Source organism: Corynebacterium sp. HMSC076D02 (assembly GCF_001813815.1).
Classification (GTDB): domain Bacteria; phylum Actinomycetota; class Actinomycetes; order Mycobacteriales; family Mycobacteriaceae; genus Corynebacterium; species Corynebacterium simulans.
The window spans coordinates 362,827-387,829 of sequence record NZ_KV814043.1 but is presented as its reverse complement, the minus strand read 5'-3'; the positions used below and the strand labels follow the sequence as shown (position 1 = coordinate 387,829).

The 25,003-nt window shown below is 60.2% G+C and carries 26 protein-coding genes and 4 tRNA genes; 17 read left to right on the top strand and 13 right to left on the bottom strand.

Annotated elements, in window-relative coordinates; all coding sequences use genetic code 11:
• The first annotated feature begins 76 nt into the window (after window positions 1-76).
• Together ccsB and HMPREF2935_RS04155 are read left to right on the top strand one after the other, a co-directional pair.
• Window positions 77-1,108 (top strand): c-type cytochrome biogenesis protein CcsB, encoded by a 1,032-nt coding sequence (ccsB, locus tag HMPREF2935_RS04160; protein WP_070732070.1) that lies wholly within the window; start codon window positions 77-79, stop codon window positions 1,106-1,108.
• Complete coding sequence (locus tag HMPREF2935_RS04155; RefSeq protein ID WP_061920405.1) at window positions 1,108-1,365, top strand: helix-turn-helix domain-containing protein; 258 nt, start codon at window positions 1,108-1,110, stop codon at window positions 1,363-1,365. The genes ccsB and HMPREF2935_RS04155 overlap by 1 nt, the downstream gene beginning before the upstream one ends.
• Before the next feature lie 161 nt (window positions 1,366-1,526).
• Here the strand turns inward: HMPREF2935_RS04155 and HMPREF2935_RS04150 are convergent, their stop codons facing one another.
• Window positions 1,527-1,811 carry a hypothetical protein gene (locus tag HMPREF2935_RS04150; protein WP_070432528.1) on the bottom strand — a complete coding sequence of 95 codons (285 nt, stop codon included), beginning with the start codon at window positions 1,809-1,811 and terminating at the stop codon, window positions 1,527-1,529.
• A 41-nt stretch (window positions 1,812-1,852) separates the two neighbouring features.
• On the opposite strand from HMPREF2935_RS04150, the gene HMPREF2935_RS04145 reads away from it, so the two are divergent.
• Entirely contained in the window at window positions 1,853-2,182 is a 330-nt protein-coding gene (locus HMPREF2935_RS04145) for a DUF4229 domain-containing protein (RefSeq protein WP_061920409.1), read from the top strand.
• 17 nt (window positions 2,183-2,199) lie between these two features.
• On the opposite strand, the gene HMPREF2935_RS04140 is transcribed toward HMPREF2935_RS04145, so the two are convergent.
• Together HMPREF2935_RS04140 and HMPREF2935_RS04130 are read right to left on the bottom strand one after the other, a co-directional pair.
• Complete coding sequence (locus HMPREF2935_RS04140; RefSeq protein WP_049146071.1) at window positions 2,200-3,429, bottom strand: MFS transporter; 1,230 nt, start codon at window positions 3,427-3,429, stop codon at window positions 2,200-2,202.
• A gap of 575 nt (window positions 3,430-4,004) precedes the next feature.
• Entirely contained in the window at window positions 4,005-4,895 is an 891-nt protein-coding gene (locus HMPREF2935_RS04130) for a 1,4-dihydroxy-2-naphthoate polyprenyltransferase (RefSeq protein WP_061920411.1), read from the bottom strand.
• A gap of 215 nt (window positions 4,896-5,110) precedes the next feature.
• Between HMPREF2935_RS04130 and HMPREF2935_RS04125 the strand changes: the two genes are divergently transcribed.
• A complete protein-coding gene (locus HMPREF2935_RS04125) occupies window positions 5,111-5,782 on the top strand; it encodes a metal-dependent transcriptional regulator (RefSeq protein WP_070732156.1) in 672 nt (223 codons plus the stop codon).
• On the opposite strand, the gene menE is transcribed toward HMPREF2935_RS04125, so the two are convergent.
• The 9 genes from menE to HMPREF2935_RS04090 form a co-directional block, all read right to left on the bottom strand.
• A complete protein-coding gene (gene menE, locus HMPREF2935_RS04120; protein ID WP_070732068.1) occupies window positions 5,783-6,916 on the bottom strand; it encodes an o-succinylbenzoate--CoA ligase in 1,134 nt (377 codons plus the stop codon).
• Window positions 6,917-6,972: 56 nt separating this feature from the next.
• On the bottom strand, window positions 6,973-7,800 hold the full coding sequence (locus HMPREF2935_RS04115) for a metal ABC transporter permease (RefSeq protein ID WP_049062513.1): 828 nt from the start codon (window positions 7,798-7,800) through the stop codon (window positions 6,973-6,975).
• Complete coding sequence (locus HMPREF2935_RS04110) at window positions 7,800-8,630, bottom strand: metal ABC transporter permease (protein WP_061920802.1); 831 nt, start codon at window positions 8,628-8,630, stop codon at window positions 7,800-7,802. Before HMPREF2935_RS04110 ends, HMPREF2935_RS04115 begins: the two co-directional genes overlap by 1 nt.
• Window positions 8,630-9,316: a metal ABC transporter ATP-binding protein gene (locus tag HMPREF2935_RS04105; protein ID WP_070732066.1), complete on the bottom strand. Its 687-nt coding sequence runs from the start codon at window positions 9,314-9,316 to the stop codon at window positions 8,630-8,632. Before HMPREF2935_RS04105 ends, HMPREF2935_RS04110 begins: the two co-directional genes overlap by 1 nt.
• Window positions 9,317-9,322: 6 nt before the next feature.
• Window positions 9,323-10,489, bottom strand: a complete 1,167-nt coding sequence (locus HMPREF2935_RS04100) for a metal ABC transporter substrate-binding protein (RefSeq protein ID WP_070732064.1) — start codon at window positions 10,487-10,489, stop codon at window positions 9,323-9,325.
• A 153-nt stretch (window positions 10,490-10,642) separates the two neighbouring features.
• Window positions 10,643-10,792, bottom strand: coding sequence for a DoxX family protein (locus tag HMPREF2935_RS12625; RefSeq protein WP_083313168.1), 150 nt, complete (start codon window positions 10,790-10,792; stop codon window positions 10,643-10,645).
• Between the two features lie 106 nt (window positions 10,793-10,898).
• Window positions 10,899-11,048 (bottom strand): hypothetical protein, encoded by a 150-nt coding sequence (locus HMPREF2935_RS13170; RefSeq protein WP_162839570.1) that lies wholly within the window; start codon window positions 11,046-11,048, stop codon window positions 10,899-10,901.
• A gap of 15 nt (window positions 11,049-11,063) precedes the next feature.
• Window positions 11,064-12,032 carry a 1,4-dihydroxy-2-naphthoyl-CoA synthase gene (locus tag HMPREF2935_RS04095; protein WP_061920804.1) on the bottom strand — a complete coding sequence of 323 codons (969 nt, stop codon included), beginning with the start codon at window positions 12,030-12,032 and terminating at the stop codon, window positions 11,064-11,066.
• A gap of 298 nt (window positions 12,033-12,330) precedes the next feature.
• Window positions 12,331-12,792, bottom strand: a complete 462-nt coding sequence (locus HMPREF2935_RS04090) for a DIP1984 family protein (RefSeq protein ID WP_061920423.1) — start codon at window positions 12,790-12,792, stop codon at window positions 12,331-12,333.
• A gap of 76 nt (window positions 12,793-12,868) precedes the next feature.
• On the opposite strand from HMPREF2935_RS04090, the gene HMPREF2935_RS04085 reads away from it, so the two are divergent.
• The 7 genes from HMPREF2935_RS04085 (at window position 12,869) to HMPREF2935_RS04055 (ending at window position 21,325) form a co-directional block, all read left to right on the top strand.
• Window positions 12,869-13,888, top strand: a complete 1,020-nt coding sequence (locus tag HMPREF2935_RS04085; protein WP_070732062.1) for an o-succinylbenzoate synthase — start codon at window positions 12,869-12,871, stop codon at window positions 13,886-13,888.
• Window positions 13,889-14,043: 155 nt separating this feature from the next.
• Window positions 14,044-16,464 (top strand): excinuclease ABC subunit UvrA, encoded by a 2,421-nt coding sequence (locus HMPREF2935_RS04080; protein ID WP_371326200.1) that lies wholly within the window; start codon window positions 14,044-14,046, stop codon window positions 16,462-16,464.
• Between the two features lie 60 nt (window positions 16,465-16,524).
• A complete protein-coding gene (locus HMPREF2935_RS04075; RefSeq protein WP_062035946.1) occupies window positions 16,525-17,202 on the top strand; it encodes a hypothetical protein in 678 nt (225 codons plus the stop codon).
• 33 nt (window positions 17,203-17,235) lie between these two features.
• On the top strand, window positions 17,236-18,861 hold the full coding sequence (gene menD / locus HMPREF2935_RS04070) for a 2-succinyl-5-enolpyruvyl-6-hydroxy-3-cyclohexene-1-carboxylic-acid synthase (RefSeq protein ID WP_070432533.1): 1,626 nt from the start codon (window positions 17,236-17,238) through the stop codon (window positions 18,859-18,861).
• 45 nt (window positions 18,862-18,906) lie between these two features.
• Window positions 18,907-19,401: a DUF3592 domain-containing protein gene (locus HMPREF2935_RS04065; protein WP_371326230.1), complete on the top strand. Its 495-nt coding sequence runs from the start codon at window positions 18,907-18,909 to the stop codon at window positions 19,399-19,401.
• Window positions 19,402-19,424: 23 nt separating this feature from the next.
• Window positions 19,425-20,621: a glycosyltransferase family 4 protein gene (locus HMPREF2935_RS04060; protein ID WP_061920433.1), complete on the top strand. Its 1,197-nt coding sequence runs from the start codon at window positions 19,425-19,427 to the stop codon at window positions 20,619-20,621.
• A gap of 11 nt (window positions 20,622-20,632) precedes the next feature.
• The gene (locus tag HMPREF2935_RS04055; RefSeq protein ID WP_061920436.1) at window positions 20,633-21,325 is read left to right on the top strand and encodes a demethylmenaquinone methyltransferase; all 693 of its coding nucleotides are present in this window, start codon (window positions 20,633-20,635) and stop codon (window positions 21,323-21,325) included.
• Between the two features lie 102 nt (window positions 21,326-21,427).
• Here the strand turns inward: HMPREF2935_RS04055 and HMPREF2935_RS04050 are convergent, their stop codons facing one another.
• Window positions 21,428-22,687 (bottom strand): geranylgeranyl reductase family protein, encoded by a 1,260-nt coding sequence (locus HMPREF2935_RS04050; RefSeq protein WP_070518528.1) that lies wholly within the window; start codon window positions 22,685-22,687, stop codon window positions 21,428-21,430.
• 99 nt (window positions 22,688-22,786) lie between these two features.
• Between HMPREF2935_RS04050 and HMPREF2935_RS04045 the strand changes: the two genes are divergently transcribed.
• The 6 genes from HMPREF2935_RS04045 (at window position 22,787) to secE (ending at window position 24,950) form a co-directional block, all read left to right on the top strand.
• A complete protein-coding gene (locus HMPREF2935_RS04045) occupies window positions 22,787-23,791 on the top strand; it encodes a polyprenyl synthetase family protein (RefSeq protein WP_070732060.1) in 1,005 nt (334 codons plus the stop codon).
• An 86-nt stretch (window positions 23,792-23,877) separates the two neighbouring features.
• A tRNA-Tyr gene (locus tag HMPREF2935_RS04040) sits at window positions 23,878-23,959 on the top strand.
• A gap of 251 nt (window positions 23,960-24,210) precedes the next feature.
• Window positions 24,211-24,286: transfer RNA gene (locus tag HMPREF2935_RS04035), tRNA-Thr, on the top strand.
• 30 nt (window positions 24,287-24,316) lie between these two features.
• Window positions 24,317-24,388: transfer RNA gene (locus HMPREF2935_RS04030), tRNA-Met, on the top strand.
• Window positions 24,389-24,516: 128 nt separating this feature from the next.
• Window positions 24,517-24,592: transfer RNA gene (locus tag HMPREF2935_RS04025), tRNA-Trp, on the top strand.
• Window positions 24,593-24,617: 25 nt separating this feature from the next.
• On the top strand, window positions 24,618-24,950 hold the full coding sequence (gene secE / locus HMPREF2935_RS04020; RefSeq protein WP_062035935.1) for a preprotein translocase subunit SecE: 333 nt from the start codon (window positions 24,618-24,620) through the stop codon (window positions 24,948-24,950).
• Window positions 24,951-25,003: the final 53 nt, after the last annotated feature.

Below are 25,003 nucleotides of genomic sequence, written 5' to 3'. Positions count from 1 at the left end.
CGACTAAAGTTTGATGTCGCCTGCATGCGGGAGTATCGTATGCAGGTACTATTTGGAGCAAAGCGCAAGGTTTTCAATGCTTATCGATCAGAATCTGTCGAATTTTTCCGACATCGCCGTCCAAACGGCCTTCGTTATCTACGCCATCGCGCTGTTTCTCTCGCTCGCGTACTACGGCCGCATGCAGTCGGTCATCGATGCCCGCCGCGCAGCTGCAGCAGATCGCGCGCAGTCCAAGCAGAAGGTAGTGGCAGGCGGCAGCCCCTACGCACCAGGCGAGGATGACGCTGCGCTTGCCGACGCCGCCGTCGCCGACACCACTCCAGTCAAAGACCCCAGCGTCCTCGAGGAAAAGGCTGACAAGCTCGGCTGCATGACGCAGATGCTGCTGTGGCTGGGCATTGTGCTCCACGTCGTGGCAATCGTGCTGCGTGGCCTAGCCACACACCGCTTCCCGTTTGGCAACCTGTATGAGTACGTGCTGATGGTGACCGCTGGCGTGCTCATCGTGTCCAACATCGCGATGCAGCGCAAGGAATGGCGCACGATGTGGCCGTGGATCCTCACTCCGATTCTGGCGCTGATGTTCTACGGTTCCACCAAGCTGTATGCGGAATCCGCTCCGGTTGTCCCGGCGCTGCAGTCGCACTGGCTGCCAATCCACGTCACTGTGGTTTCCCTCGGTGCTTCCATCAGCGTGGTTTCCGGTATCGCGTCTTTGCTGACTATGTTGCGTGTCTGGCAGCCGAAGGGCGCTGAGCGTAGTTTCGCTGGAGTTGTGGCAAAACCGCTGCCTTCGGCGAAGAAGCTGGATCAGCTTGCTTACCGCCTCGGCATCATCGCACTGCCGACCTTGGGCCTGGGTATCGTCCTCGGCGCCATCTGGGCGGAATCCGCATGGGGCCGCTTCTGGGGCTGGGACCCGAAGGAAACCGTCTCCTTCGCTACCTGGATTCTTTATGCGGCTTACCTCCACGCGCGTGCGACGCCGTCCTGGCGTAAGTTCTCGCCGTGGATCAACATTGCCGCGACCTCCTTGATGGTCTTCAACCTGTTCTTCATCAACATGGTTGTTTCCGGTCTGCACTCTTACGCGGGGTTGAACTAGTGCCTGATACGCATAAGCCAAGAAATAAGCAAGGAAAGCCAGCAGGCGATAACCCGCAGCTGCTCGCCATCGGCGCGGAGTTCGCTGCTCGCCGTCGCGAGCTCGGTATCCTGCAGCAGCAACTGGCCGATGCCGCAGGCGTATCTCGCTCCACTTTGCACACCATCGAGCACGGCGGCAGCGGTGTGCGCTGGGAGAAGGTCACCGCGGTCGCGGAGGCCCTCGGCCTTGAGATGAGCTTCCAGCCGCGCGCTTAGCGGCGTAGCTTTCCATCACTTTCTTCATGGTCCCATTGCTTGGGTCCCTTTGTGGGGCAATGGGACCATGAAGCGCGTTTCAGGGGTGCCGTTACTCGTAAAGCTACCCGTAGAGAGGGACCTTTAGAGGGAAACCATTCCGTGCCGGCGGAGAATGCACCCTACTTCTCGTCCGTTTCGTCGCGCGAAGGCTCGTCGCGGTGGCTCTCGCGGCGCTGTTGACGGCGGCGCTCCTCGGCTTCCCGCTCGGCCTGCATTTCGCGGGCGCGGCGCTCCTTGAAGCGCTCCTTCTCGAGGTTCCACAGGAACTCTTCATCGTCGTCTGGGCCCTTGATGGCTGGGCGCTGCTGCGTTGTTTGCGGCTTCTTCCAGCTGGAAGGGCCAAAAGCCTTCCAGACCAGTACGGCGGCAAGAACAACTAAGACAAGCAAAATCAAACGACCCATGCGTTATATCCTACGGAATCGAAAGCGTAGACTTTAGCCCCATGACTGATACTTCTTCTGCACATAATCCGGAGCCGCCGGCACCCGATCCCGAGCTGCGCCGCCGCTCCCGCGCCGCGCTTTGGAAGTACGGCTTGGCCCGCCTGGTGCTTTTCATCCTGCTCACGGTGGTCATCGAGCTCATCGCCATCCTGGCAGGTTTCCCCATTCCAGTACTGCTCGCAGCGCTGCTTGCCCTATTCGTGGCGTTGCCGTTGTCGATGCTCGTGTTTAAGAAGTGGCGCGTAGAAGCCACCGAGACCTTGGCTGAGTACTCCGCTCAGCGCAAGGCTCATAAGGCCTGGGTCCAAGCGGAGTTGGCAGGCCGCTAGCTTTCACATCGTGGCATTCAATTACTTCGGAGGAACGGCTTTGTGAGCTTGTTCCATAACGAAGGAAGCGCAGTAAACAGTGCTGTGCCGAGGCCGGCGATGATTAATGCAGCGTTCGGTCCAGCGGCAGATACCGTCGGTGCACCCACAATGTATCCAACCAGCATTGCCGAATTGTTAATCGTCCCCATCGTTACTAACGCTTTGGGCTTAATCTTTGGATCGACGGCGCTGACGACCACTATTCTTAGAGCAGACACTTGGAGTCCATTAAACATTCCAGCCAATGCGAAAAGCGGAATACAGAGAAATAACGCGGGCACAAAGCCTGGGATCGAGATGCAGATCCCCATTCCTATTCCACTTTTGATCAAGGTCGCTAGGGCGTTTGCCTTCGTAAGTCTTGCTGAAAATCTTGCGCCTAAAATCCGTCCCACGACAAAACACTGGGCGACTATTGCATATAAAAACCCGCTGGTATTCAGGGACTGAGTGGCGAAGAACACGAGAGCCACGTTAAAAATCGATGTGAAGATAATCGCGGCCCAGATGCTTGTCAGCGCCTGACGCGAACGTGGATTGTTAAGAAGTATTTTTGGAGCTTCAACAATGCTGTGCAGAGGACTTGGGGCCTCGGCCTTGAGAGTGTGGGGGGAAGTTGATGGAACTAGGGGCCAATCTTGTCTTTGCAAACGCTGCACCACAATAATTGAGCTCCCGACGGCTAGGGCCTCCAATGCAAATACTGTGCGTAGTGAGGCGATGTCTAGGAATCCGCCGCCGAGTACAGGGCCTACGAAGCTGCCACATAGCCGAGCCGTGTCCAAGTAGGAAAAAGCCCGGGCTTGGTCCGAGGCATCTAGGCTTGAATCTGCAATTGCGTAATAGGCTGGAATGGTAATCCCACTCAACGTAGCTATTACGATATTTCCTGCGATGAGAGTGAGCGTTGATGGAAAGCCGCACAAGAAAATGAGAGTAAGGCACTCAAATATTGTTCCAAGCTTTGCCACCGTAAAAGGATTTGCTCGATCAAAGAATGGTGTCAAAAGAGGGGACACAAATACCTGAGCGCAGGCCCCTGTTACTAGAACAGTGGCCACAAGTGCTTCACCGTTTGGCCGAGTGGCGAAGTTGAGTGAGATTGCGATCGAAGTCATCGCTCCGCACAGAGACATAAAAAAGTAGGCAATGACGAGACTAAAGACTTTGCCTTTCGACCCATCATTACCTAGTGGAGTTTTCAACACTCTATTTGGTCCTCACCCAGTGGTCTACGGACATTCTCGAAGGATCGATTCCTATATTTTGCAGTATTGAGTTATGCCGGTTGTCGCGGAAACTGTCTTTCTTTTCTAAGAAAAATTCCAAGTCATACCAAGAAACGCCAAAGTGAACACATGCGCTACCGTCGTCGAATGACTCGCTTAAAACGAATTGCCAATCGTAGGGGCCGCCTGGTCTATTCGGGCCCATTTTTGCAAGTCTTTGGTCAGAAATTTCAAGCTGTCGGAGACACTTTTCCAGACTTACGGCATTGGGCAGTTGGATTGTGACCTTACTCTCGGCCACAGCCTCTCGCCCTCTTACCCGTGATGGGGTAGACCCCCAACAGATTCGATTTTTGGAATCTCATCGAAAATAAACAACTTTCGACCTTTCTGTGCGGACAGATAAAACGAAGTGAGTGAAGTGTATCACTCTGAGTAATGTTTGTGATTTAAATTTCAGAAAATTTTAAATCGGCAACTTTTAACTTCGCTTGGAGGTCTTGCCCTTCGGCGTACGTTTTCCCTACGGGGAAGGCTGACAGTAAGAATTTTTAGACGAGAAAAAGAGCAATCGCGCTGACCAGCGCCCATACCAGCATTGCGCGGCCAGTGATGCCGAGCACCGGGATGAGCTGGGGGCCGCGGGCGCCGCGGTTGACGGTGCGCACCGCCTGTAGTGCGAACGGGAAGTAAACCAACGCCGCGAGCGCTAGCCAGGAATCGAATGCGATGACAATGGTCAGCAGGACCGGGATGAGCAGCAGCCACATGAACAGGTTGCGTGACTTTTTATCGCCCAAGCGCACGGCCAAGGTAATCTTGCCGGCCTCAGTGTCGGAGGGGATGTCGCGAATGTTGTTGGCTAAGTTGACCGCAGAGCTCATTCCACCAATACCCACTGCGAGCGCAAGACCCGTCAGCGTGATGTGGCCTGCCTGTGTGAATTGGGTACCCAGTACCGCCACCAATCCGAAGAAGATGAAGATAGCGACCTCACCGAGGCCACGGTAACCGTACGGATTCTTGCCACCGGTATAAAACCATGCGCCGGCAATGCAAAGCGCGCCTACCAAGATGAACCACGCGGCGTTCGCTACCAAAGACAACGCAATGCCAGCCACGGCAGCAACTGCGAACGAAGCAAAGGCTGCGTACTTCACGTGCTGCGGCTTCGCCAGCCCACCGCCGGTAAGGCGCTGCGGGCCGGTGCGGTCGTCGTCGGTGCCGCGAATGCCATCCGAGTAATCGTTGGCGTAATTGACACCGATGATGAGCGCCCACGCCACAATGAGTGCGAGAAAGGCACGGCCCCAGTGCGCGCCGTCGGCAGCCGCGGCGGCGCCCGTACCAGCGATGACTGGGGCGAAAGCATTTGCCCATGTGTGCGGGCGAGCGCCTTGGAACCAGTCTTTGGCAGTTGCGGGATAGGCAGAAAGTGACATGTTAGTTATTGTGCCACGCCACCGCGGACATGCTGTGCACAAGGGACGCACACGGCGGACATATAAAAGCCACGGGTATGGCGGAAGCGCGTCGTACATACCCAAGAAAGGACGGCTGTGGGCCACACCCGTGACAAAAGTTCAATGCGTTGAACTTTCTTAAAAGTTATCATGTGAATCGCTCGCGGGGCAAGGCCTTTACTATGATGAATGTCATGCACTTAAGCGATCTCCCTGAACGTACCCAGGACTACCTCAAAGTCCTGTGGGACCTCTCCGAACACTCCAGCGGCGCGCCCATCGCGCTCAAGGAGCTGGCGGGGCGATTGAACCAAAAGGTGCCCACGGCGTCGGAAGCCGTAAAGCGTCTCGTTGCCCAAGGGCTGGTGGAACACGAGCGCTACGCTGGAGTTTCACTGACCCCCGAGGGCCAGGCACTGTCCATGGGCATGGTCCGCCGCCATCGTCTCCTCGAGACCTTCCTGGTCAAAGAGCTGGGCTACACCTGGGACGAGGTTCACGAGGACGCCGATCTCCTCGAGCATGCATGCTCCGATCGCTTCATCGTTCGCCTCGATCAGCACCTGGGCCATCCTCAGCGCGATCCCCACGGCGATCCCATCCCCGACGCGCAGGGCAGCATCGAGGACCTTGGCACGCTCACGCTTGACGACGTCCCCCTTCACACCCCTGTCACCATCGAGCGGGTATGTGACGGGGACACCGAACTGTTGCGCTACCTCGACAGCCACGGCGTCGGCCTAGGCGTCGAGGTCGTAGTCGATTCCCGCGTTGCGGGCCTGCTTAACCTGCACGCAGGGGACAAGGAGTTCTCCCTTGCGGAAGTCGCGGCCGCCGACGTGACGGTGCGCGCTAACGAAGCCTAATCAGTTCTTAAAGAGCCCTGCGACACCACGACGGTCCACCTTGCCGGGACCGGTCAGCGGCATCTCAGCAATGCGGATAATCTCGCGCGGAATCTGCCACCGAGGCAGGTCATCGAACGCTTCGAGGATGTCGGTACGCGAGGCCCAGCCAGTGTAAGCTGCGGCGATCATCTGGCCAAGGCGTGGATCGGGGATGCCCACCACGCATGCACTCTCGACGCCCGGTACCTGCAACAAGAGCTGTTCCAGCTGTTCTGGGTGCAACTTCAGGCCCCCCGAGTTGATGATGTTGTCCAGACGCCCAGTGACGGTGAGTTGACCGTGGGCGTCGAGCTCCCCGGCGTCGGAAGTGGCGAACCAGCCATCGACGAAGTCGCGTGATTCCACATTGCGGTAGCCCTGCGCAATGGTCGGCCCGCCCAGGAAAATGCGGTTATCCTCCCCGATGCGCACCTCAGTGCCGGGCAGGGGAGTGCCGTTGTAGACGCACCCTCCCGCAGTCTCCGAGGAGCCATAGGTGGTTACCACGGTGATGTCGAGCTTGCGCGCAGAGTCCAACAGCTGGGGATGCGGCGCTGCTCCACCCACCAGGATGGAGTTGAAACGGCGCAGCGCTTGGATGCCGTCCAGCGAATCGAGGGCCTTGTGTAGCTGCATCGGCGTGAGCGCGGTGTACATGCGGTCCTCGGTGTGGGCGAGTTCTTCTGCTGCGCGGGCGAACTCGGCGATGTTAAAGCCTTGGGACAGGTCGAGGCACAGTGGCTCCACACCCGCCACCAACGAACGCACGAGCACCTGGATGCCCGCTATGTGGTGGGCGGGCATGGCCAGTAGCCATTGGCCGGGCCCACCCAGGAAAGAATGGGTGGCATCCGCACTCGCCACCAAGTTAAGTGGGCTTAGCTGCGCACCTTTCGGTGTGCCCGTGGAACCCGAGGTGGCCACCACCAAAGCAATGCCCTCAGCAATCGATTCGCCCGCGCGCATGTGGTTGCGCAGCAATTCCGCCCGCGTGCGGTCCGCTGCGGGAAGGGGCAAGAGCGTGGTCTGCCCAGCGATGGCCTTTTCGAGCTCATCCAAAATAGCTGCGGGATTGCGGGGATCGACTGGGAGTGGGGCGAGGATATGAGTCACGAATAATCAGGTTACCCGGGCATTTCGTTCGTCCCGGGAGGCGGCGCGCCGGGCGTTTAGAGCAAGGCGCGTAGCCCCATGCTGAGCAAATAGAACACACCCGCCAGCACCGCGATGCAGCCGCCCGCCGACAAACTGAGGGCGGCCGCCAGCCAGAGCCCGCCGCATGCCAGCGCAATGCCCGCGATACCGGCACCGAGCATGAGCTGGGTCGGGCGCTTGATCCACGGCTGCAACGCCGCCGCCGGGGCTACCAGCAGCGCCAGGGACAAGATAGTGCCCACCGCGGGAATCACCACCACCATGGTCACGCTGATAAGCGTGAGGGTAAGCAAGTCATAGCGGCCGGGCTTTCCGCCTTGTGCGCGGAAGAACGTCTGGTCGAAGTAGAAGGAGACCAACGTCCGGCGAAATGCCACCAGCACGCCAAGGCTGACCACCACCAGGGCGCCGACAAACCAGACATCCTGCGCATTGACAGTGGTCAGCGAGCCCACGAGAAAGCTATCCACGTGGATAGGTAGCGGTTGGAACCAGCGCAGCAACAAGATGCCCAGGGAAAACCCCAGGGTGAGCGTCACGCCGGCGGCAGCAGTCGAAGAAATGCCCTCGACGGTACTCAGCCACCGCATAAGCCAGGCCAAAGGCAGGCAGAACAGTGCCGCGCCCACCATCAAACCCGTGGAGAGATCCAAGCTCAGAAGGTTGGCCACCACTACACCGAGCACCGCGCCGGGGAAGATTCCGTGTGACAGGCTCTCAGCGAAAAAGACGCGCTTGCCCATGACCATCAAGGTTCCAACCAAGCCAGATAAACATCCCACAGCGATGGCCTCAAGGAGGGGCAACCGCAGGATCTCTGGATCAAGATGAGACAGTCCCATTAGCTAAATACCCCCTTCAAGCCCGCTAGCGGCACGGTGGCAACCAGCATCAAGCTGACGATTGCCTGCGGCGAAATCTGGTGCGTGGTTTGGGACAGCATGATGGCAAATCCCACCACCACTGCCAGTGTGGACAAACCCGCAGCCCAGAAGCACATGCTGCGCGGGGATCCTGCGATCAAGCGCGCCGAGAGGCCTGGAATGACAATAAAACCGATAACCAGCAACACACCCACTGCCGAGCTAGCCGCCACCACGATTAGGCCAACCGCGATATTCGCAATGAGCTCATAAGCCGCCACGTTGACGCCCATGGCGCGGGCCGCTGTTGTATCGAAAGCGACGAGAATCTGCATGCGCCAGGTTGTCAGGATGAGCAGTGCCGCAATCACGCAGAGCGTGACGGAGGTTGCCAGCCTGGACTGCGTGACGTCGAGAAGCCGGCCAAACATGAGTGCCTCCAGCTGCCCGGACTTGTCGCCATAGGCCAAACTGATGACCACGCCGATGCCGTACATGAAGGTCAGCACCACGGCCGTTCCGGCTTCCATATCCAGCTTCCGCGCTGACTGGCGCCGCCCAGAACCCAGAGAAGCCAGCACCAGCACCGTCACCGTGGCCACCGCGGCCGCACCCGGCACGATGCCCGGGATGCCGCCCACGATGAGCCCTACCACGATGCCCGGAAAAACCGAGTGCACGAGGGCCTCCACCGTAAATTCCATGCGGCGGAGATTAACGAGGACGCTAATGGCAGCTCCCGCAATCGATAGGCACAGCAGGAAGAGGAAGGCATTGCGCAGGTACGGGGCGAAGAGAATCTGCTCCATCACAGTCGCGCGCCTTGCTCCATATAGGTTTCAACTGCTTCCTCGGTTCCCATGGTGCGGACCTTGCCGTCGATCACAAACGCCGCCCAGTCGCAGGTGTGCTGCGCCAAGATGGGGTCGTGAGTGGAGACGAGCAGGGCGATTCCTGCTTCCTTGAGATCCGCAATGATCTGAATCAGGATTCGGCGACTTTCTTGATCAAGCCCGTTGAAGGGTTCATCGAGAAGCACCAGCTCCGGGGCCGAAACCAACGCCCGCGCGATGAGCACGCGCTGGCGCTGCCCACCCGAGAGCTGGCCAAACCGCGTCTCGGCGAGATGCTCCATCCCCACTTGTCGCAGGGCATTGAGTACGTGGCCGCGGTAGCTACGCATGCTCGTGCACCTGTGCCACCAGCTCACTGAGGGCAAAAGGCCCATTTCCACGACCTTGTAAGCCGTGACGGGAAAACTCAGGTCGGAGTCTTGATACTGCGGGACGTAGCCGAGCGAGGCGTCGATGGTGGCCATGCCGCGCAAGGCAGCCAGGCCAGTGATTGCCTTGAGCAGGGTAGATTTGCCCGCGCCGTTGGAACCTAGGAGCGCCACGGCCTCGCCCGCGCGGATCTCAAGGTCAACGTCGGTGAGGATATCCCGGGCGCCATAGCCGCAGGTGGCATTGTGCAGAGTGACTAATGGGGAAGACATAAAGAGCTACTTGCGCTTGGCGAAGTCGAATTCCTGCAGCGATTCTGGCAACGGTTGCTGCTTGGAGTCCCAGGCGCTGACCAGGGTGTTGATGTTGTGGACGATGGATCCGATGTAGGTCTCGCCCTCACTGCCTGGCACACCTAGTGAGTCGCCGTACAAAGCGTCGTCGGATGTAACCGCCTTGACGCCTGCGGCGCGGGCGATGGCCTCGATGGACTTCGAGTTGTTGGAATTCTCCGCAAAGATGGCCTTGGCGCCGGACTCGCGGACCTTCTTTACCTGCTCATCGATGTGGCTCGAGGGGGCGTCCTGCTGGTGGTTGAAGTCAGACAGTGCGGAGCCGATGAATTTCACGCCATACTCGTTAGAGAAGTAGCCGAAGGCGTCGTGGGAAGAGAAGAGCACGCGGTCTTGCTCAGGAACTGCGGACATGGAATCGCTGGCCCACTTGTCGAGGTCCTCCAGCTGGTCGGTGTACTTCTTGCCGGCGGCGGTGAAGGCGTCCTTGGCCTGCGGGGAGGCCTGGGACAACGTGTTGACGATGTTGTCGACCTGAATCTTGGCCTGCTTCGGGGAGGTCCACACGTGCGGGTCGTACTTGAATTCTGGGGCCTCGCCGTCCTCCCCCGGGAAAGGCCACGGGCGCGGGCTCACGTGTTCGATGCCCTCGTCGATGGTGTACTTGCCGTTGCCATCGCTCATGCCTTCGCTCTTGACGCCCGAGGTCACGGCCATGACGCCGTGGAAGCCGGAGGAGTCCACGGCTTGGTCGAGGAAGTGCTCGAGGTCGACTCCGTTGACGAACATGTAGTCGGCCTGGGAGAGCGCCTGCATCTGCTGTGGGGTCATCTCGTGCTCGTGGGCGCTGGCGTTGGGGGCGAGCAAACAGGTGAGGTCGAGGGTCACTGGGCCCTCGCCGGAGGTGGTCTCTGCACCTTGGGAGTCGACCTTGTGGAGCTTGACGCCGCCGGCGGCTATCTGGGTGAGGTAGTCGCAGATCTGGGTAGTCGTGGCCACGGCCTTGACGGTGTCGCCGTCCTTCGGTTTTGCGGCGTCGGTGGATTCTTTCGAGGCGCTGCAAGCGGCGAGGCTGGCGCCGAGTGCTAGGGCGCAGGTGCCTGCGAGAAGGCGCTGTAGGGGCCGGCGTGGGGTGCTGTGATTTGAGCTCATAATGAACTTCCTTTGCATTGTGAGAAGCGAACTCAACAAACACTATCACCCTTGAACTAGATTGTTCAATATCATGAACTTAGGCAGTCCTATCTCCTTCTTGAGCAGCTAAAACTTAAAAAATCCTCTCACTTCAATGGGTGAAGTGAGAGGTTAGGAGGCGGCTGGGACGCCCATACCCTCGAAGGACTGGGTGGTGCCGGCGATGGTCCATTCGGAGAACTTCTGCCAGCCATGGGCGATGAGGATTACGCCCAGGACGACGCGTGCTGCGAGCATGGCGAATGAGTTGCTGAGTTTCATGCTCGACACTTTACGTATGAACTATGGACATATCCACAAAAGTTTATGATGTCTCACCTTGGTCCCAGAGATGCCTCACGACATTCCCCGCAGCGTCTATGCCTTCCTACATGTACGGATTGCGCGGGGTGTCCTCCTGATCGAAGGGACGCTCCCCACGCCTTTCGGCGTCTTTGATGTGGCGAAGCATCCATACGCGCGAGCCGATGACGCCCGCCAGCGCAAGTGTGGCCAAGCCGATGGCGAAAATCCACATCGTGCCAACTCCTGACTAGTAGTAGTACGGGAACTGCTCCCACTGTGGATCACGCTTTTCGAGGAATGCCTCCTTGCCCTCGACGGCCTCGTCAGTCATGTATGCCAGGCGGGTCGCCTCGCCGGCGAAGACCTGCTGGCCCATGAGGCCGTCATCGGTCAGGTTGAAGGCGAACTTCAGCATGCGCTGGGCCGTCGGGGACTTGCCGTTGATTTCGCGGCCCATCTGGATGGCGGCATCTTCCAAGTCGGCGTGATCGACGACCTCGTTGACGGCGCCCATCTCGTACATGCGCTGGGCGTCGTAAGTGCGACCCAGGAAGAAGATTTCGCGGGCATACTTTTGGCCCACCATTTTTGCCAAGTAGGCCGAGCCATAACCGGCGTCGAAGGATCCCACGTCCGCGTCGGTCTGCTTGAAGCGCGCCTCCTGGCGGGAGGCGACCGTCATATCGCAGACTACGTGCAGGGAATGCCCGCCGCCGGCAGCCCAGCCATTGACTACGGCGATGACCACCTTGGGCATGGTGCGGATAAGGCGCTGGACCTCGAGGATATGTAGGCGGCCGCCTTCGACCTTCTCGCGGGCGGTGTCCACGGTGGATTCATCCGCGGTGGCATCATCGTGGGCGTGCTCGGTGGCGTAGCGGTACCCGGAGCGGCCGCGAATGCGCTGGTCGCCGCCCGAACAAAAAGCCCAGCCGCCGTCCTTTTCGCTCGGGCCATTGCCGGTGAGCAAAATCGTGCCCACATCCGGCGTGCGGCGGGCGTGGTCAAGGGCGCGGTAGAGCTCGTCTACGGTATGCGGGCGAAAGGCATTGCGCACCTCCGGGCGGTCAAACGCGATGCGGACGATGCCGTCCTCGCGCTTGTCTCCGATGAGCCGGTGGTAGGTGATATCCGTGAGGTCTTCAAACCCCTCTACGGAATGCCACAATTCCGGCCGAAAGGGATTATCGGTGCTGTATTTTTTCTGCTCGCTCATAACGGCCAGCTTAGTGGCAAAAGAAGAATAGTCCCCATTCCCAACCCTCACCCACACGCGCTGCCCAGCAGGCCGGTAATAATCAATGCGCGATACTACGAGGGCTTCGCCCCGCAATGTACCCGTGTACGCCATGCCAGCGCGGTACTCCATGCTGTGGGGAGACTCGAACTCCCCCGCCTCTTTTAAAAGCGCTAAAGAGGGCCTGGTGTCCCTCGACTTTCCCCTCCAGGGTGGGGGCCTGCTCGCTGCAGGCGTGTGGGCTACCATCGCGCGCTTTATGCGGCGCGCGACATGACTATCCGTTTTTCAGTTCGGTATTCCAGTTCAGCTGCTGGATGCGGGTATCTAATTCGCGGTACTGCTTAGATAGATCGTCGACATGCTTGCGCATATCCGCCACCGGGATGGTGGAGACAAACTTAATCTCGTTGCGGGAATAACGATCCGAGCGTGTGCCCGCCCGCTGCGCCAAGTCGTGGTAGATGCGGCGCTTGCGCACAAGGCCGTCCCGCAGAGCGAGGGCCTCCATTAAGTTCATCTTCTCATCGAAGGCGGTGGCGATATTTGTCGCATTAATGGCCTGCACCAGCTCATCGATGCGCCCGGTCACGCCGTCGAGCTCGCGCAGCAGCTCCTGCGGATCCTCCTCCGGGGTATCGCCCTCCTGCACGCGAACCACGGCGAGTAGCCGCTCGTGCAGGCTATTGAGACGCTCTTGCGCCTGGGCGCGCTCCGCCAATGCCTCAGCTAGCAGCATAATTCCTCCTTTATTGGTATAGGTTCCCAAAAATAGCGCAGAGCGGGGAGGGGGTCAATGGTCTGAGGGCGCTACCATGAAAGCCATGCATATCGATGACGTCCTATCCCGCGCCCATGTTGTCTCATTGCCGCTTGCCGTGAAGTTTCGTGGGATAACAACCCGCGAAGCATTGCTTATCGAGGGTCCTGCAGGCTGGGGCGAGTTCTCACCTTTCCTGGAATACGGCCCAGCCGAGTCGGCACATTGGTTGGCAGCCGGCTTGGAGGCGGCTTATGAAGGCTTCCCGGAACCAGTCCGCGATCTCATCGAGGTCAACGGCACCATCCCCGCCGTGCCTGCCAGCGAGGTTCCTGCCGTGATGGAGTGCTACCCAGGCTGCCGCACCTTCAAGATCAAGGTTGCAGAGAAGGGCCAGACGCTTGCCGACGACATCGCGCGCGTCACCGCCGTACGCAACTACATCACCGAGCGCGGACGCGTCCCCGTCCTTCGCGTCGACGCCAACGGCGGCTGGAGCGTTGAGCAGGCAGTCGAGGCAGCCAAGGCTTTGATGCCGTTGGACTATATGGAACAGCCTTGCGCGAGCGCAGAAGAACTCGCGGAGGTGCGTCGCCAGCTGATGCGCAACGGGCTTTTCGTGCGCGTTGCGGCAGATGAGTCTATCCGCAAGGTCGAGGACCCGTACCGCGTGGCTGATCTGCAGGCAGCCGACGTCGCGGTGGTAAAGCCGGCGCCTTTGGGCGGAGTACGCAGGGTGCTCGACGTCGCCAAGCATCTGCGTTCCCGCCACATGGATATTACGGTGGCTTCGGCCTTGGATACCTCGGTGGGAATCGGCATGGGGCTGGCCACCGTCGCGGCGCTGCCGAAGATTCTTGATGACGAAGACGTCGACGTCACTCCTGCCGCCGCCGGGTTGGCCACGGGCTCGCTGTTCCTCGACGACGTCACGGAGCCGCGCCAACTGATTGATGGGCACCTTGCCGCCACCCCGCTCCCACCGGATCCGGCGCGCTTGTCCGACCTGGCGGCCGCGCCCGAGCGCCGGGATTGGTGGTTTGCGCGCGTGCGTGAGTGTTGGCAGTTCCTTTAGGGTTTATCTCTATCTGCAACGGCGTTTGTGCGGCGTGGAAAACCGCACAATTTGCCAATTAGCCCCCGGAAAACGCCAAGATCCCCGCCACTAATTGGCAAATTGTGCACCGTTGGTCTGAGTTTGAGCGCGGTAGGCTGGCGGCCATGACTGGCATGATTAGCGTCCGTGACGCCCACCTTCATAACCTGCGCAACGTCGACGTCGATATTCCGCGCGGCAAAGTCGTCGCCGTGACTGGCGTTTCAGGCTCCGGTAAGTCTTCCCTTGCTTTCGGCACCATCCACGGAGAAGGCCAGCGCCGCTACCTCGAATCCGTCGCACCTTTTGCACGCCGCCTCATCGGCTCCGCCGTGGATCCGCAGGTCAGCCAGATTGAAGGCCTTCCACCCACAGTGGCCCTCGAGCAGTCCACCTCAGCGGGCGGCGCGCGCTCGACCGCCGGCACGATTTCCGCCATCTCCAATTCCGTGCGTCTGCTCTATTCGCGCGCCGGGGATAACCCAGAAGGCCTGTACTCCGATTCCTTTTCGCCGAATACGCCCGAGGGGATGTGTCCGGAGTGTCAGGGCACGGGCGTGGTGCATGTGGCGACCGAGGAGTCGATGGTTCCGGACCAGTCCTTGAGCATCGAGGAGGGCGCCATCGCCGCCTGGCCCGGTGCATGGGCAGGCAAGAACTTCCATGACATCCTCATGACTTTGGGCTATGACATGGATTCCCCGTGGCGCGAGCTCCCGCGCGCAGACCGAGACTGGATCCTCTTCACCGAGGAACGCCCCGTGGTCACCGTCAAGCCACTGCGCGGCGCTGACCAGATTCAGCGCAACTACGAAGGCACGTGGCGCTCGGTGGCCAGCTACCTCAACAAGACTCTCGCGGAAACGCAGTCTGAGAGCTTGCGCAAGCGCACGCTCCAGTACATGGAGTCACACACCTGCCCTACCTGCCAGGGCCGCCGGCTGAATCCGCGCGCGCTGCAGGTCACTTACGCGGGCCTGCCAATCGACACCCTCAACGACCTGCCCTTGGATGCGCTCCACGAGTTGCTTGCCAAGCAGAAACCGGAAGAAAACAGCGCCGAGGATCTCTTACTCAAACAGGTTATTCCTGCCTTGACCTCCGCCCTGGAACTCGGCCTGGCGCACCTGAGCCTAGGCCGCCCCACGGAGACGCTTTCGGCTGGCGAATTACAAAGAATCCGCCTCGCCGCGCAGCTGCGCTCGGGGCTCTTCGGCGTCACCTACGTGTTGGACGAGCCCTCCGCTGGCCTGCACCCAGAGGAGCGCACAGCCGTTATGGACATCTGCCGCCGCTTCGTCGCCGCCGGCAACACCGTCCTGCTGGTTGAGCACGACATGGATTTGGTCGCACAAGCTGACTGGCTTGTCGACGTCGGCCCTCACGCCGGCGAAGGCGGCGGCCAGGTACTGTACTCCGGCCCAGTCGCCGACTATGATGCCGATACCCCGACCAGTAAGGCGCTGGCGCGGCGTCGTTTGGCATTGAATGAGACCCCACGAAAGAGCGAGAAACAACTGCACTTACGCGGCATTAAGGCGCGCAACCTGCGCGGGCTCGACGTGGACTTTGCATTAGGCGCCTTCACTGCAGTCACGGGTGTCTCCGGTTCGGGAAAGTCCACGTTGGTCTCGACGGTTCTTGCAGGTCTGTTGCGCGAGCAGGCGACCGCCGTGACCGACGCCGAGGAACAACCCGACGGCGCGGTTCGGCAGTGGAGCGTCGAAAACACAGAAAATCTCGGTGAAGTCACCCGCCTGGTGCAAATCACTCAGAAGCCCATTGGCCGCACGCCGCGCTCGACGCTCGCGACCTATACCGGCCTCTTTGACCACGTCCGCAAGCTTTTTGCCAACACACTAGAAGCCAAGCAGCGCAAGTGGACGGTCTCGCGCTTTTCCTACAACGTCAAGCAAGGGCAGTGCCCTACCTGCGGCGGCGCGGGGCAGATCGAGGTTGAGTTGGTCTTCCTTCCCGGTTCTTACACGCTATGCCCGGATTGCCAGGGCAAACGCTACAACCCTGAAACACTCGAAGTGACGTGGGGCGGGCGCACGATTGCGCAGATCCTAGAGTTAAGCGTTGACGACGCCCACGAGGTATTCGCCGCCGCTGAAGGCTCCGCGCAGGTCACTGCAATCATGCGCGCGCTGGAGACCCTCCAGGCCGTGGGGCTGGGCTACCTGCGCTTAGGCCAGGGCGCGCCCGAGCTTTCCGGCGGTGAGGCCCAGCGCATCAAGTTGGCCACCGAGCTGCAGCGCTCGCGCAATTCCCACCGCGGGCACACGGTTTACCTCCTCGATGAGCCAACCACTGGTCTGCACCCAGCGGACATCGCCTTGCTGAATGCGGAGCTGCACAAGCTTGTCGACGCCGGGCAGACCGTCGTCGTGGTCGAGCACAATCTCTCGGTCATCGCGGAGGCAGATACAGTCATCGAGCTGGGCCCTGGTGCCGGTGCAGCGGGCGGAAAGATTGTGGCTACCGGCACGCCAGGCGAGGTTGCCAAGCAGGACAGTCCAACTGGCGGCGCGCTGGCTGCAGCTGCAAGTTAATAAGGCGGCTTGCGGGTTTCTGCCTGTGTTTCTACAGGAAAATAGGGTATTTCTAGGAGCATGGCTAATAACTTTGGAAATAATTCCGGCGGCTACTCTGACGATGAAACCCGGCAGATTGGTCGCGTGACTGGGTATGGGCCGGGCTCCAACTCGGGCTTCGGCAGCAACGACGCTACCCGTCAATTCGGCGCGTCAGAGGAGCGGCCGCGTCAGGTATTTCCTGGGCAGGGCGCGCAACAGTCTCCGGCGCCTCAAGCAAGCCCCGGCGGATATGGTCAGCCTAGCGGCTATGGCTCTGGCTATGACTCTGGCTATGAATCCGGCTACGAGCCGGTGCCCTCCAGCTATGAGGTGGAGCCGGAACGCAAGCGTAAGAGCGGCGGTTCTGGGTTGACCAGCGTCTTCGCTGCTATTGCGGCCCTGGCAGTTATCGCGGCCGGCGCACTGTTTTTCATGTGGCGCAACGCCAGCTCCGAGGCGGATTCCCAGCCGGAGACGGTAACTTCCACCGCAACGGTTACTGAGGAAAAGCCCACCACCGTTACTGAAACGGTCACCGAGGAAGCACCACAGAGTGAAAACCCGATCGACCAGCTGCCAACCGAGCTTCCGCCAGACGTACGGGATCAGCTGGATCAGGGTGGCGAGGACCTAGAGAGTCTACTGAACGACCTGCTGGGCGGCGGAAACGGCAATGGGAATGGCAACGGTAACGGCAACTCCCAGGGAGCTTAAGCCCCTAAACGCCAGCTAGTACTATGGAGCACCATGACTGACTCCATGAAGCTGGCGGAGGCGGTGGCTGCGCAATTGGCGCGCCACCTGTCTGACGTCATTATCTGCCCAGGCTCCCGCAACGCGCCGCTTTCTTTGGCGCTGCTGGCTCGCGAGGATATCCGCGTTCACACTCGTTTGGATGAGCGCTCCGCGGCCTTTACCGCCCTGGGCATGGCGCGCGTGCAGCGCCGCCACGTTGGCGTTGTGATGACGTCTGGCACCGCCGTGGCTAACGCATTACCAGCGATGGTGGAGGCAGCCCACTCGCATACCCCGCTGGCTGTCATCAGCGCTGATCGTCCCGCACGCTTGGTGGGCACGGGCGCTTCTCAGACCATTCAGCAGCAGGGCATTTTCGGCGTCTACGCTGCGACCACCCAGGTGGCTGAGGAAGCAGACATTCCGCAGGTTGCGCAGCGTTTTACTAGTGACCTGCAGGTGCACATCAACGTTGCCTTTGACGTTCCACTTCTCCACGAGTCACTGCCGGAAAAGCCTTCTGATCACACCTCCCGCAAGGCACCTACGCCGCGACCTGTCAACCACGGCGAGGTCGAGGTTGACTTGAGCAAGAACACGCTCGTTATCGCCGGCGACGAAGCTTGGGAGGTCCAAGGCCTCGAGGACGTCCCGACCATCGCCGAGCCCACCGCGCCGGCACCATTCCACCCGGTGCACCCAGCGGCGGCTCATATCTTCCGCCGCGCGCAGGTCTCGGCTAACGATTACGTGGTTAACACCAAGGTCGAGCAGGTCATCGTGGTGGGCCATCCTACGCTGCACCGCGGCGTCATGGCGCTTATCAACGACCCAGACATCGAGCTCATCGTTCTTTCCCGCAGCGCCGATTTCACCAATCCGCGTGGCGAGCAAGCCACTTTGGGTACCACGGTCAAGACCACCGGCGAGCCGAGCCGCGAGTGGCTGAAGATCTGCGAGGGCGCCGCTGAGATGGCTTCCTCCGGGGTGCGCGAGGTCCTTGAGAACAAGGAGCTTGGTTTCACCGGCCTGCACGTCGCCGCCGCGGTGGGGGATACCCTCTCCGTCGAAGACATCTTGGTCCTAGGCGCCTCGAACCCGGTCCGCGATGCCTCGCTGGTAGGCCTGCCTTTCGACGGCGTGGATACCTTCTCACCCCGCGGCGCCGCCGGCATCGACGGCACCATCGCACAGGCCATGGGCATCGCGCTGGCCACCCAATCCCGCGAAGCTGATGCATGGCGCGCCCCGCGCGTTATCGCATTGCTTGGCGATGTCACCTTCCTCCACGACGCCACCTCACTTCTTGTTCCAGAAGACGAGGCCCGCCCGGAAAATCTCACTATCGTGGTGGCCAATGATGACGGCTGCGGCATCTTCGAGCTTCTGGAACAGGGCGCAGAGCCGTTCCGTCCCTCCTTCGAGAAGGCCTTCGGCACCCCGCACGGAATGAAACTGGAACAGGTGGCGGAAGCCTTCGGCGCCGAGTACCGCGCGGCGAATACTCCACAGAAGCTTCTCGATACACTCGCCGAGCTGAAGGAATACTCCACCGGAGTCACCATCGTCGAAGCACACACCACCCGCGAAACCCGCCGCCAGCTGCAGGCGGAGCTGACTGCAAAGGTCGGCCAGTAGGTGGGCGCATTTCCGGCGCGGCCGCCCAAGGCGCCGAAGGCGGCAGTGGCCCCGCGCTACACGCCTGTCGTGTATCGCCGGCGCCTGCATCAGCTCATCATTGCGTTGTACGCGGCGTCGATTGTCGCGATGCTGGGGATGATGGTGGGGGCTTTCTTAAACGATCGCTCCATCGAGTCCAATCCGGGCCGCGCGCTGGCGACGGTCACGGACGTAGGAATCACAAGAACCTACGTCGATTTCCAGGACTCCGAAGGCATCTACCAATCCCCGCAATCCGGCCTGCTTTATCCCACCGGGCTGGGGGAGGGCCAGCAGGTTTGGGTGCTCTACTCGCAAAGTGACCCTGACCTAGTAAAGGTCGAGGGCCGCGAATGGACGTTGTCTATCCTCCCGGCGCTTTCCTCGATGGTCGTGGCCAGCCTGATTGCCGCCGCTGCTTGGTGGACGGTGGGATTGAGCACGCGGGCGGCGGAGCGGCGTCGCCAAGCAAATGAAAGTGTTAACCAAAATTTTCCGCAGGCTTCACCGGAATCCTAGGCAAATAGGGGATTATTGAACCCATGCGTGTTGCGATTGTGGCAGAGTCCTTCCTTCCCAACGTCAATGGAGTGACCAACTCCGTGCTGCGTGTGCTTGAGCACCTGGCAGAAACCGGGCACGAGGCCCTGGTCATTGCCCCCGGTGCGCGCGAGGGCCAGGAGGAAATCGCGGATTACTTAGGCTTTCCCATCGTGCGGGTTCCCACCGTGCGCATCCCGTTGATTGATTCGCTGCCTGTCGGCGTACCAACCACCGCCGTGGACGAGGCACTGCGGCAGTTCAAGCCCGACATCATCCACCTGGCCAGCCCCTTTGTTCTGGGTGCGGCCGGGGCCTTCTCCGCCCGTCAGCAACGCATTCCGTCGGTGGCGCTCTACCAAACTGACGTCGCCGGTTTCGCTACCAAGTACCACGCTTCCGCGCTGGCTTATGCCACCTGGGAGTGGCTGCGCACCATCCACAACGCCTGCCAGATGACGCTCGCGCCTTCCTCGTTGACCATCCGCGATTTGGAAGATCACAACATCAAAAATGTGCGCCACTGGGGCCGCGGTGTGGATGCGGAGCGTTTCCACCCGTCTAAGCGCTCCGCGCAGTTGCGCAAGCAGTGGGGTGCAGACGGCAAGAAGGTCGTGGGTTTCGTTGGCCGTCTTGCTGCAGAAAAGGGCGTGCACCGTCTGGCTGCGCTGAATGATCGCTCCGATATTCAGCTGGTCATCGTTGGCGACGGCCCAGAGCGTCCACTGTTGGAGGCACAGCTGCCCAACGCTTACTTCACGGGCGCGCTCGGCGGCGACGAATTGGCCCAAGCTTATGCCTCTCTCGACGTCTTCGTTCACGCGGGCGAATTCGAAACCTTCTGCCAGGCCATTCAGGAGGCGCAGGCTTCCGGCGTCCCCACGATTGGGCCGCGCGCCGGAGGCCCAGTGGATCTCATTCAGGAGGGCTACAACGGGCTGCTTCTCGAAGTCGCGACCTTCGTCGAGGATCTCCCCAACGCCGTCGATGCGCTGCTGAACCCAGAAATCCACGAGGAGTTGCGTGCGAATGCCCGCGAGTCGATTTCTTCCAAGACGTGGAAGGCGCTGTGCGAGCAGCTTCTGGGCTACTACGAGGAGGTCTTGGAAGATACTCGCCGCGTGCCGTTGACCATCCTGGGTCAGCGCCCTGAGCTGCCGCGGTGGGCGGCGCGTGCCCTCGGTGCACGCGTGGCCTAAACTAGCTACTTATGTCAAAGGCAGATCTCGATAAGAAGCCCTTCGACGTTGCGCGCATGTTCGACGCCGTCGGTGCCAAGTATGACATCACTAATACGGTGCTGTCCTTTGGCCAGGATAAGACCTGGCGTAAGCGCACCCGTGAACGCTTGGACTTGCGGCCGGGGGAGAAAGTCCTCGACTTGGCGGCGGGCACGGCTGTGTCGACTGAGGAGCTCGCCAAGTCCGGCGCGTGGTGTGTGGCCTGCGACTTCTCCCGCGGCATGCTGGCCGCCGGTGCACAGCGCGATGTGCCGAAGGTTGCCGGCGACGGCATGCAGTTGCCCTTCGCAGACGAGACCTTCGACGCCGTAACAATCTCTTATGGCCTGCGCAATATCCACGATTTCGAGCTGGGGCTGCGTGAGATGGCTCGCGTAACCAAACCGGGCGGCCGTATTGCAGTGGCAGAGTTTTCCAAGCCCATCATCCCGGTCTTCGGCACGGTCTACAAGGAATACTTAACCCGCCTGCTGCCGCCGATTGCGAAGCTAGTTTCGTCGAACCCGGAGGCTTATGTCTATCTCGCTGACTCGATTCGCGCCTGGCCCGACCAAGAGGAACTTGCCGCAGCCATCAACCGCAATGGGTGGGAAGGCGCGGGCTGGAAGAACATGACGCTCGGCATCGTGGCGCTGCACTCGGCGACGAAGCCGTTGCGCTAGGCCCAGCAACGCTGGCTCCGGCCCTGCTGAGCACTCACCGAGCCCTCTGCCGAGCTTTGGCCAGGCTCCCCGCAAAAGGACCATCTGGAAAGGCACGCAGGCCTAGAGCGTGTTCCACAGCGGCGTATCGCGCCGCGCCGCCGCTACGCCGCGGCCAGCCAGGCGCCACGCGCGAGCGATGAGGTCGCGGTCTTCTTCTGTGACCAAGTTGCCCATAAGCCGGGCTGCCGCCGGCATCAGCATCCGGCCGACCGGCCCGCGCAGCGCAACTGGGCCCGCGAAAGGCAGGAACTGTGGGTAAGTCAGTAAGCGCGCGGCCGTGCGCGCCAAGACGAAAGCCTCGCCGTACTGCGTCTGCAACAGATCTGGCCAGGCCAGTGTGAAGTCCTTGGTGCCCAACAACTCGACTGCAAGCTTTGCGGTCTCCAAACCATAGTCGATGCCCTCGCCATTGAGCGGGTTCACGCAAGCCGCGGCGTCACCAATGAGCATCCAGTTGGCACCGGCCACGTTTGAGACCGCACCGCCCATAGGCAGCAGAGCTGAGGCTACGCGGGTGATTTCGCCTAAGCCCCAGTCCGCGCGCTGCTGCTGCGCGTAGTGAGAAAGCAGCTTCTTGGTGTTGATACGGGCCGGACGCTGCGCCGTTGAAAGCGCGCCAAGTCCGATGTTGACCTCACCGATTTCCGCACCCAGCGGAAAAATCCAGCCATAGCCCGGTTGCACCTCGCCGGTCTCCGACTTCAGCTCCACATGCGAGTGCATCCACGGCTCCGCTGCGTGCGTGGAAGTCGCATAACTGCGCGCAGCGATGCCATAGACCTCGTCTTGGTGCCAAGCGCGTCCTAGCTGCTTGCCAAAGGTCGAGCGCACGCCGTCGGCCACGATCACCCACTTGGAACGCACTTCGCGCTCACCAACGCGGAAACTGGTGAGAGACCCGTTTTCCACCACTGGGGCGGTCGCAGGCGTACCGGTCCACGTCTTTGCACCTGCAGCCTGTGCGGCCGCAAAGACGAGATTGTCGAACTCGTGGCGCGGCAAAGCCGTACCCACCGAAGTCGGGTAGCTGGAGGGCCACGGCGCGGTTACCGAGCCGCCATAACCGTGTAGCTTCAAGCCCTTATTGCGATATTGCGCATTAATGTCCAGCCCCAATAGATTCAGCTGATGCATCGCGCGCGGGGTGAGCCCGTCGCCGCAGGTCTTGTCACGGGGGAAAGACGCGGCGTCGATAAGCAACGTTTCGTAGCCCGCTTTAGCTGCGTGAATGGCGGCGGCGGAACCTGCCGGCCCTGCGCCGATGATGGCTACGTCTACAAGTTCTGGGTTATCGATCTGCTGCGACATGGGCACTATCATTGCACGCGTTGGCCACCTTGAGTGTGTTTAGGGCCGTGGTATGGACTACGGTAAGTAGCTGATTATCACTGCCATTTTTGAGTTAAAGGAACGCTGTTAATGTCTCACGGCCAGACTCATGCCACTCATGTGGACTTGGGTGACCCGCAGCTAAGCGAGCGCATTGGCGCTGGAATGGCTGCCGTTGAGGAATTGCTGCACCATGAAATTGATCGTGGGCAGGACTTCGTAAAAGAGAAGGTCAGCCACCTTTCGAGTGCAGGCGGAAAGCGCTTTCGTCCAATGATGGCTTTGCTCGCCTCCGAGTTTGGCCAGCGCCCAGCTTCTGCTGAGGTTATTAAAGCCGCCACGGTGGTTGAAATGGTGCACGTCGCAACGCTTTATCACGATGACGTGATGGATGAGGCTGAGCGTCGCCGCGGCGTCGAGTCCGCCAATTTCCGCTGGACCAACTCCGTGGCAATTTTGGCTGGCGACGCCCTCTTGGCGCATGCTTCCCGCCTGATGTCCCAGCTTGATACCCACACGGTTGGACACTTCGCGGAGACTTTCGAGGAGCTGGTCACCGGCCAGATGCGTGAGACCATCGGCGCGGGCGAGGCTAATGCGGTGGATCACTACATGGCGGTTATCCGTGAGAAGACGGCCGTGCTCATTGCGTCTGCTGGCTACCTGGGCGCTTATCATTCCGGTGCTACCTCTGAACAGGCCGCCGCGCTGCGTCAGATTGGCGGTGCAATCGGCATGATATTCCAAATCGTCGACGACATCATTGACATTTTCTCCGATCCGAACGAATCCGGTAAGACCCCGGGCACCGATCTCCGCGAGGGTGTATTTACCCTGCCGGTCCTCTACGCCCTGGAGGAGGAAGGTCCAGTGGGCGACGAACTGCGTGCGCTTTTGACAGGCCCGCTTGCCGACGACGCGTCTGTTGATCACGCCATCGACCTTCTGCGTCGCTCGGGCGGCCGCGAGAAGACTATGAACGATGTGCATGGCTACCTGCGTGTTGTGGAGGAGCAGCTTTCGGTGCTGCCGGAGTGTGCAGCTAGCGAGGCGCTGCGCCAGTTGGCGGATTACACGGTTCGCCGGGTTGGCTAAGCAGGCACTAAAAGGACTTGTGTCCTGCCGATTTGCATGCCGGTGGGCACTTCGTAGTAAAGTACCTAATCGCACCTCGAGTGCAAGCCAGGTTGCCCGAGCGGCCAAAGGGAGCGGACTGTAAATCCGCCGGCATTGCCTTCAGAAGTTCGAATCTTCTACCTGGCACAATCTAAACCCCGTGGTTTCGACCACGGGGTTTCTTCGTTTTCGCGTCGTGGGTGAAATCTAGCGGTCGTGTTCTTCAAGCTCGCCTCACTCTGCCCCTTGGGCTAAAGGTGTGCGAAAACGTGCGTTTGAAAGAGCTCAAAAACGCAGAGTGAACTGGCGATTTGTGTAATTAGACTAAATCGGGTTAATCTTTTCAAGGCTTCAACGAGAGCACAGCGAACAAAAAGTTCGTTACTCAACGAGGCTGTGCCCCCTTAGCTCAGTCGGCAGAGCGTTTCCATGGTAAGGAAAAGGTCGACAGTTCGATTCTGTCAGGGGGCTCCAATCATGTCTGCATCTAGTGCACATGATTATGGCGGTGTAGCTCAGTGGTAGAGCAAGCGACTCATAATCGCTGTGTCGCGAGTTCAATTCTCGCCATCGCTACCGGGAAAGGAAAGTGCCCACAACGCGGGCGCTTTTTTACTACCGACTCCGGCCCAAGGGCTGGCGGTTTAGAAGTAAATCGCAGTTCTGGTAGGGTTGTGCATGCTGTCTTTGACAGTTACATGCATAGGGGCGTGGCGCAATTGGTAGCGCAACGGTCTCCAAAACCGTAGGTTGCAGGTTCGAGTCCTGTCGCCCCTGCCAAAACTTTTCCAAGGAGGAACCAGCTGTGAGCGATGAACAGCAGCCGATTAAGTCAGGCGCTTCACGCCCCACCGGTAAGCGCCAGCTCTCCGGTGCAGCTACCACCTCATCGCAGGCGTACACCGACAAGCGAGTTGTACGCGTAGAGGACAAAAAAGATGATGCAACCGTCGGCGGCGGTGTAGCCGCTTTCCCAAGCGAGGTTGCTTCCGAAATGAAGAAGGTCGTCTGGCCAACCGCAAAGGAAATGGTTCAGTACACCGTTATTACCTTCGCCTTCCTCATCGTCCTGACTGCCCTTGTCTGGGGAGTTGACACCCTGTCCGGTCTAGGAGTTGAGAAGATTCTGACTCCTTAGTAGTCTTTTAATACAAGCTTTTATCCCGCTGATTTCACTCGCGAGGCGAGGGA

What these genes read in the sequence shown, in the direction of transcription:
- ccsB (WP_070732070.1), top strand. Translation starts at nt 77, where the DNA reads ATGCTTATCGATCAGAATCTGTCGAATTTTTCCGACATCGCCGTCCAA.
- HMPREF2935_RS04075 (WP_062035946.1), top strand. Translation starts at nt 16,525, where the DNA reads ATGGCTAATAACTTTGGAAATAATTCCGGCGGCTACTCTGACGATGAA.
- HMPREF2935_RS13170 (WP_162839570.1), bottom strand. Translation starts at nt 11,048, where the DNA reads ATGTGGATTTTCGCCATCGGCTTGGCCACACTTGCGCTGGCGGGCGTC.
- HMPREF2935_RS04045 (WP_070732060.1), top strand. Translation starts at nt 22,787, where the DNA reads ATGTCTCACGGCCAGACTCATGCCACTCATGTGGACTTGGGTGACCCG.
- HMPREF2935_RS04085 (WP_070732062.1), top strand. Translation starts at nt 12,869, where the DNA reads ATGAAAGCCATGCATATCGATGACGTCCTATCCCGCGCCCATGTTGTC.
- HMPREF2935_RS04110 (WP_061920802.1), bottom strand. Translation starts at nt 8,630, where the DNA reads ATGGAGCAGATTCTCTTCGCCCCGTACCTGCGCAATGCCTTCCTCTTC.
- HMPREF2935_RS04050 (WP_070518528.1), bottom strand. Translation starts at nt 22,687, where the DNA reads ATGATAGTGCCCATGTCGCAGCAGATCGATAACCCAGAACTTGTAGAC.
- HMPREF2935_RS04130 (WP_061920411.1), bottom strand. Translation starts at nt 4,895, where the DNA reads ATGTCACTTTCTGCCTATCCCGCAACTGCCAAAGACTGGTTCCAAGGC.
- HMPREF2935_RS04080 (WP_371326200.1), top strand. Translation starts at nt 14,044, where the DNA reads ATGATTAGCGTCCGTGACGCCCACCTTCATAACCTGCGCAACGTCGAC.
- HMPREF2935_RS04055 (WP_061920436.1), top strand. Translation starts at nt 20,633, where the DNA reads ATGTCAAAGGCAGATCTCGATAAGAAGCCCTTCGACGTTGCGCGCATG.
- HMPREF2935_RS04105 (WP_070732066.1), bottom strand. Translation starts at nt 9,316, where the DNA reads ATGTCTTCCCCATTAGTCACTCTGCACAATGCCACCTGCGGCTATGGC.
- HMPREF2935_RS04090 (WP_061920423.1), bottom strand. Translation starts at nt 12,792, where the DNA reads ATGCTGCTAGCTGAGGCATTGGCGGAGCGCGCCCAGGCGCAAGAGCGT.
- HMPREF2935_RS04115 (WP_049062513.1), bottom strand. Translation starts at nt 7,800, where the DNA reads ATGGGACTGTCTCATCTTGATCCAGAGATCCTGCGGTTGCCCCTCCTT.
- HMPREF2935_RS04100 (WP_070732064.1), bottom strand. Translation starts at nt 10,489, where the DNA reads ATGAGCTCAAATCACAGCACCCCACGCCGGCCCCTACAGCGCCTTCTC.
- HMPREF2935_RS04150 (WP_070432528.1), bottom strand. Translation starts at nt 1,811, where the DNA reads ATGGGTCGTTTGATTTTGCTTGTCTTAGTTGTTCTTGCCGCCGTACTG.
- HMPREF2935_RS12625 (WP_083313168.1), bottom strand. Translation starts at nt 10,792, where the DNA reads ATGAAACTCAGCAACTCATTCGCCATGCTCGCAGCACGCGTCGTCCTG.
- HMPREF2935_RS04125 (WP_070732156.1), top strand. Translation starts at nt 5,111, where the DNA reads ATGCACTTAAGCGATCTCCCTGAACGTACCCAGGACTACCTCAAAGTC.
- HMPREF2935_RS04145 (WP_061920409.1), top strand. Translation starts at nt 1,853, where the DNA reads ATGACTGATACTTCTTCTGCACATAATCCGGAGCCGCCGGCACCCGAT.
- menD (WP_070432533.1), top strand. Translation starts at nt 17,236, where the DNA reads ATGACTGACTCCATGAAGCTGGCGGAGGCGGTGGCTGCGCAATTGGCG.
- HMPREF2935_RS04060 (WP_061920433.1), top strand. Translation starts at nt 19,425, where the DNA reads ATGCGTGTTGCGATTGTGGCAGAGTCCTTCCTTCCCAACGTCAATGGA.
- HMPREF2935_RS04095 (WP_061920804.1), bottom strand. Translation starts at nt 12,032, where the DNA reads ATGAGCGAGCAGAAAAAATACAGCACCGATAATCCCTTTCGGCCGGAA.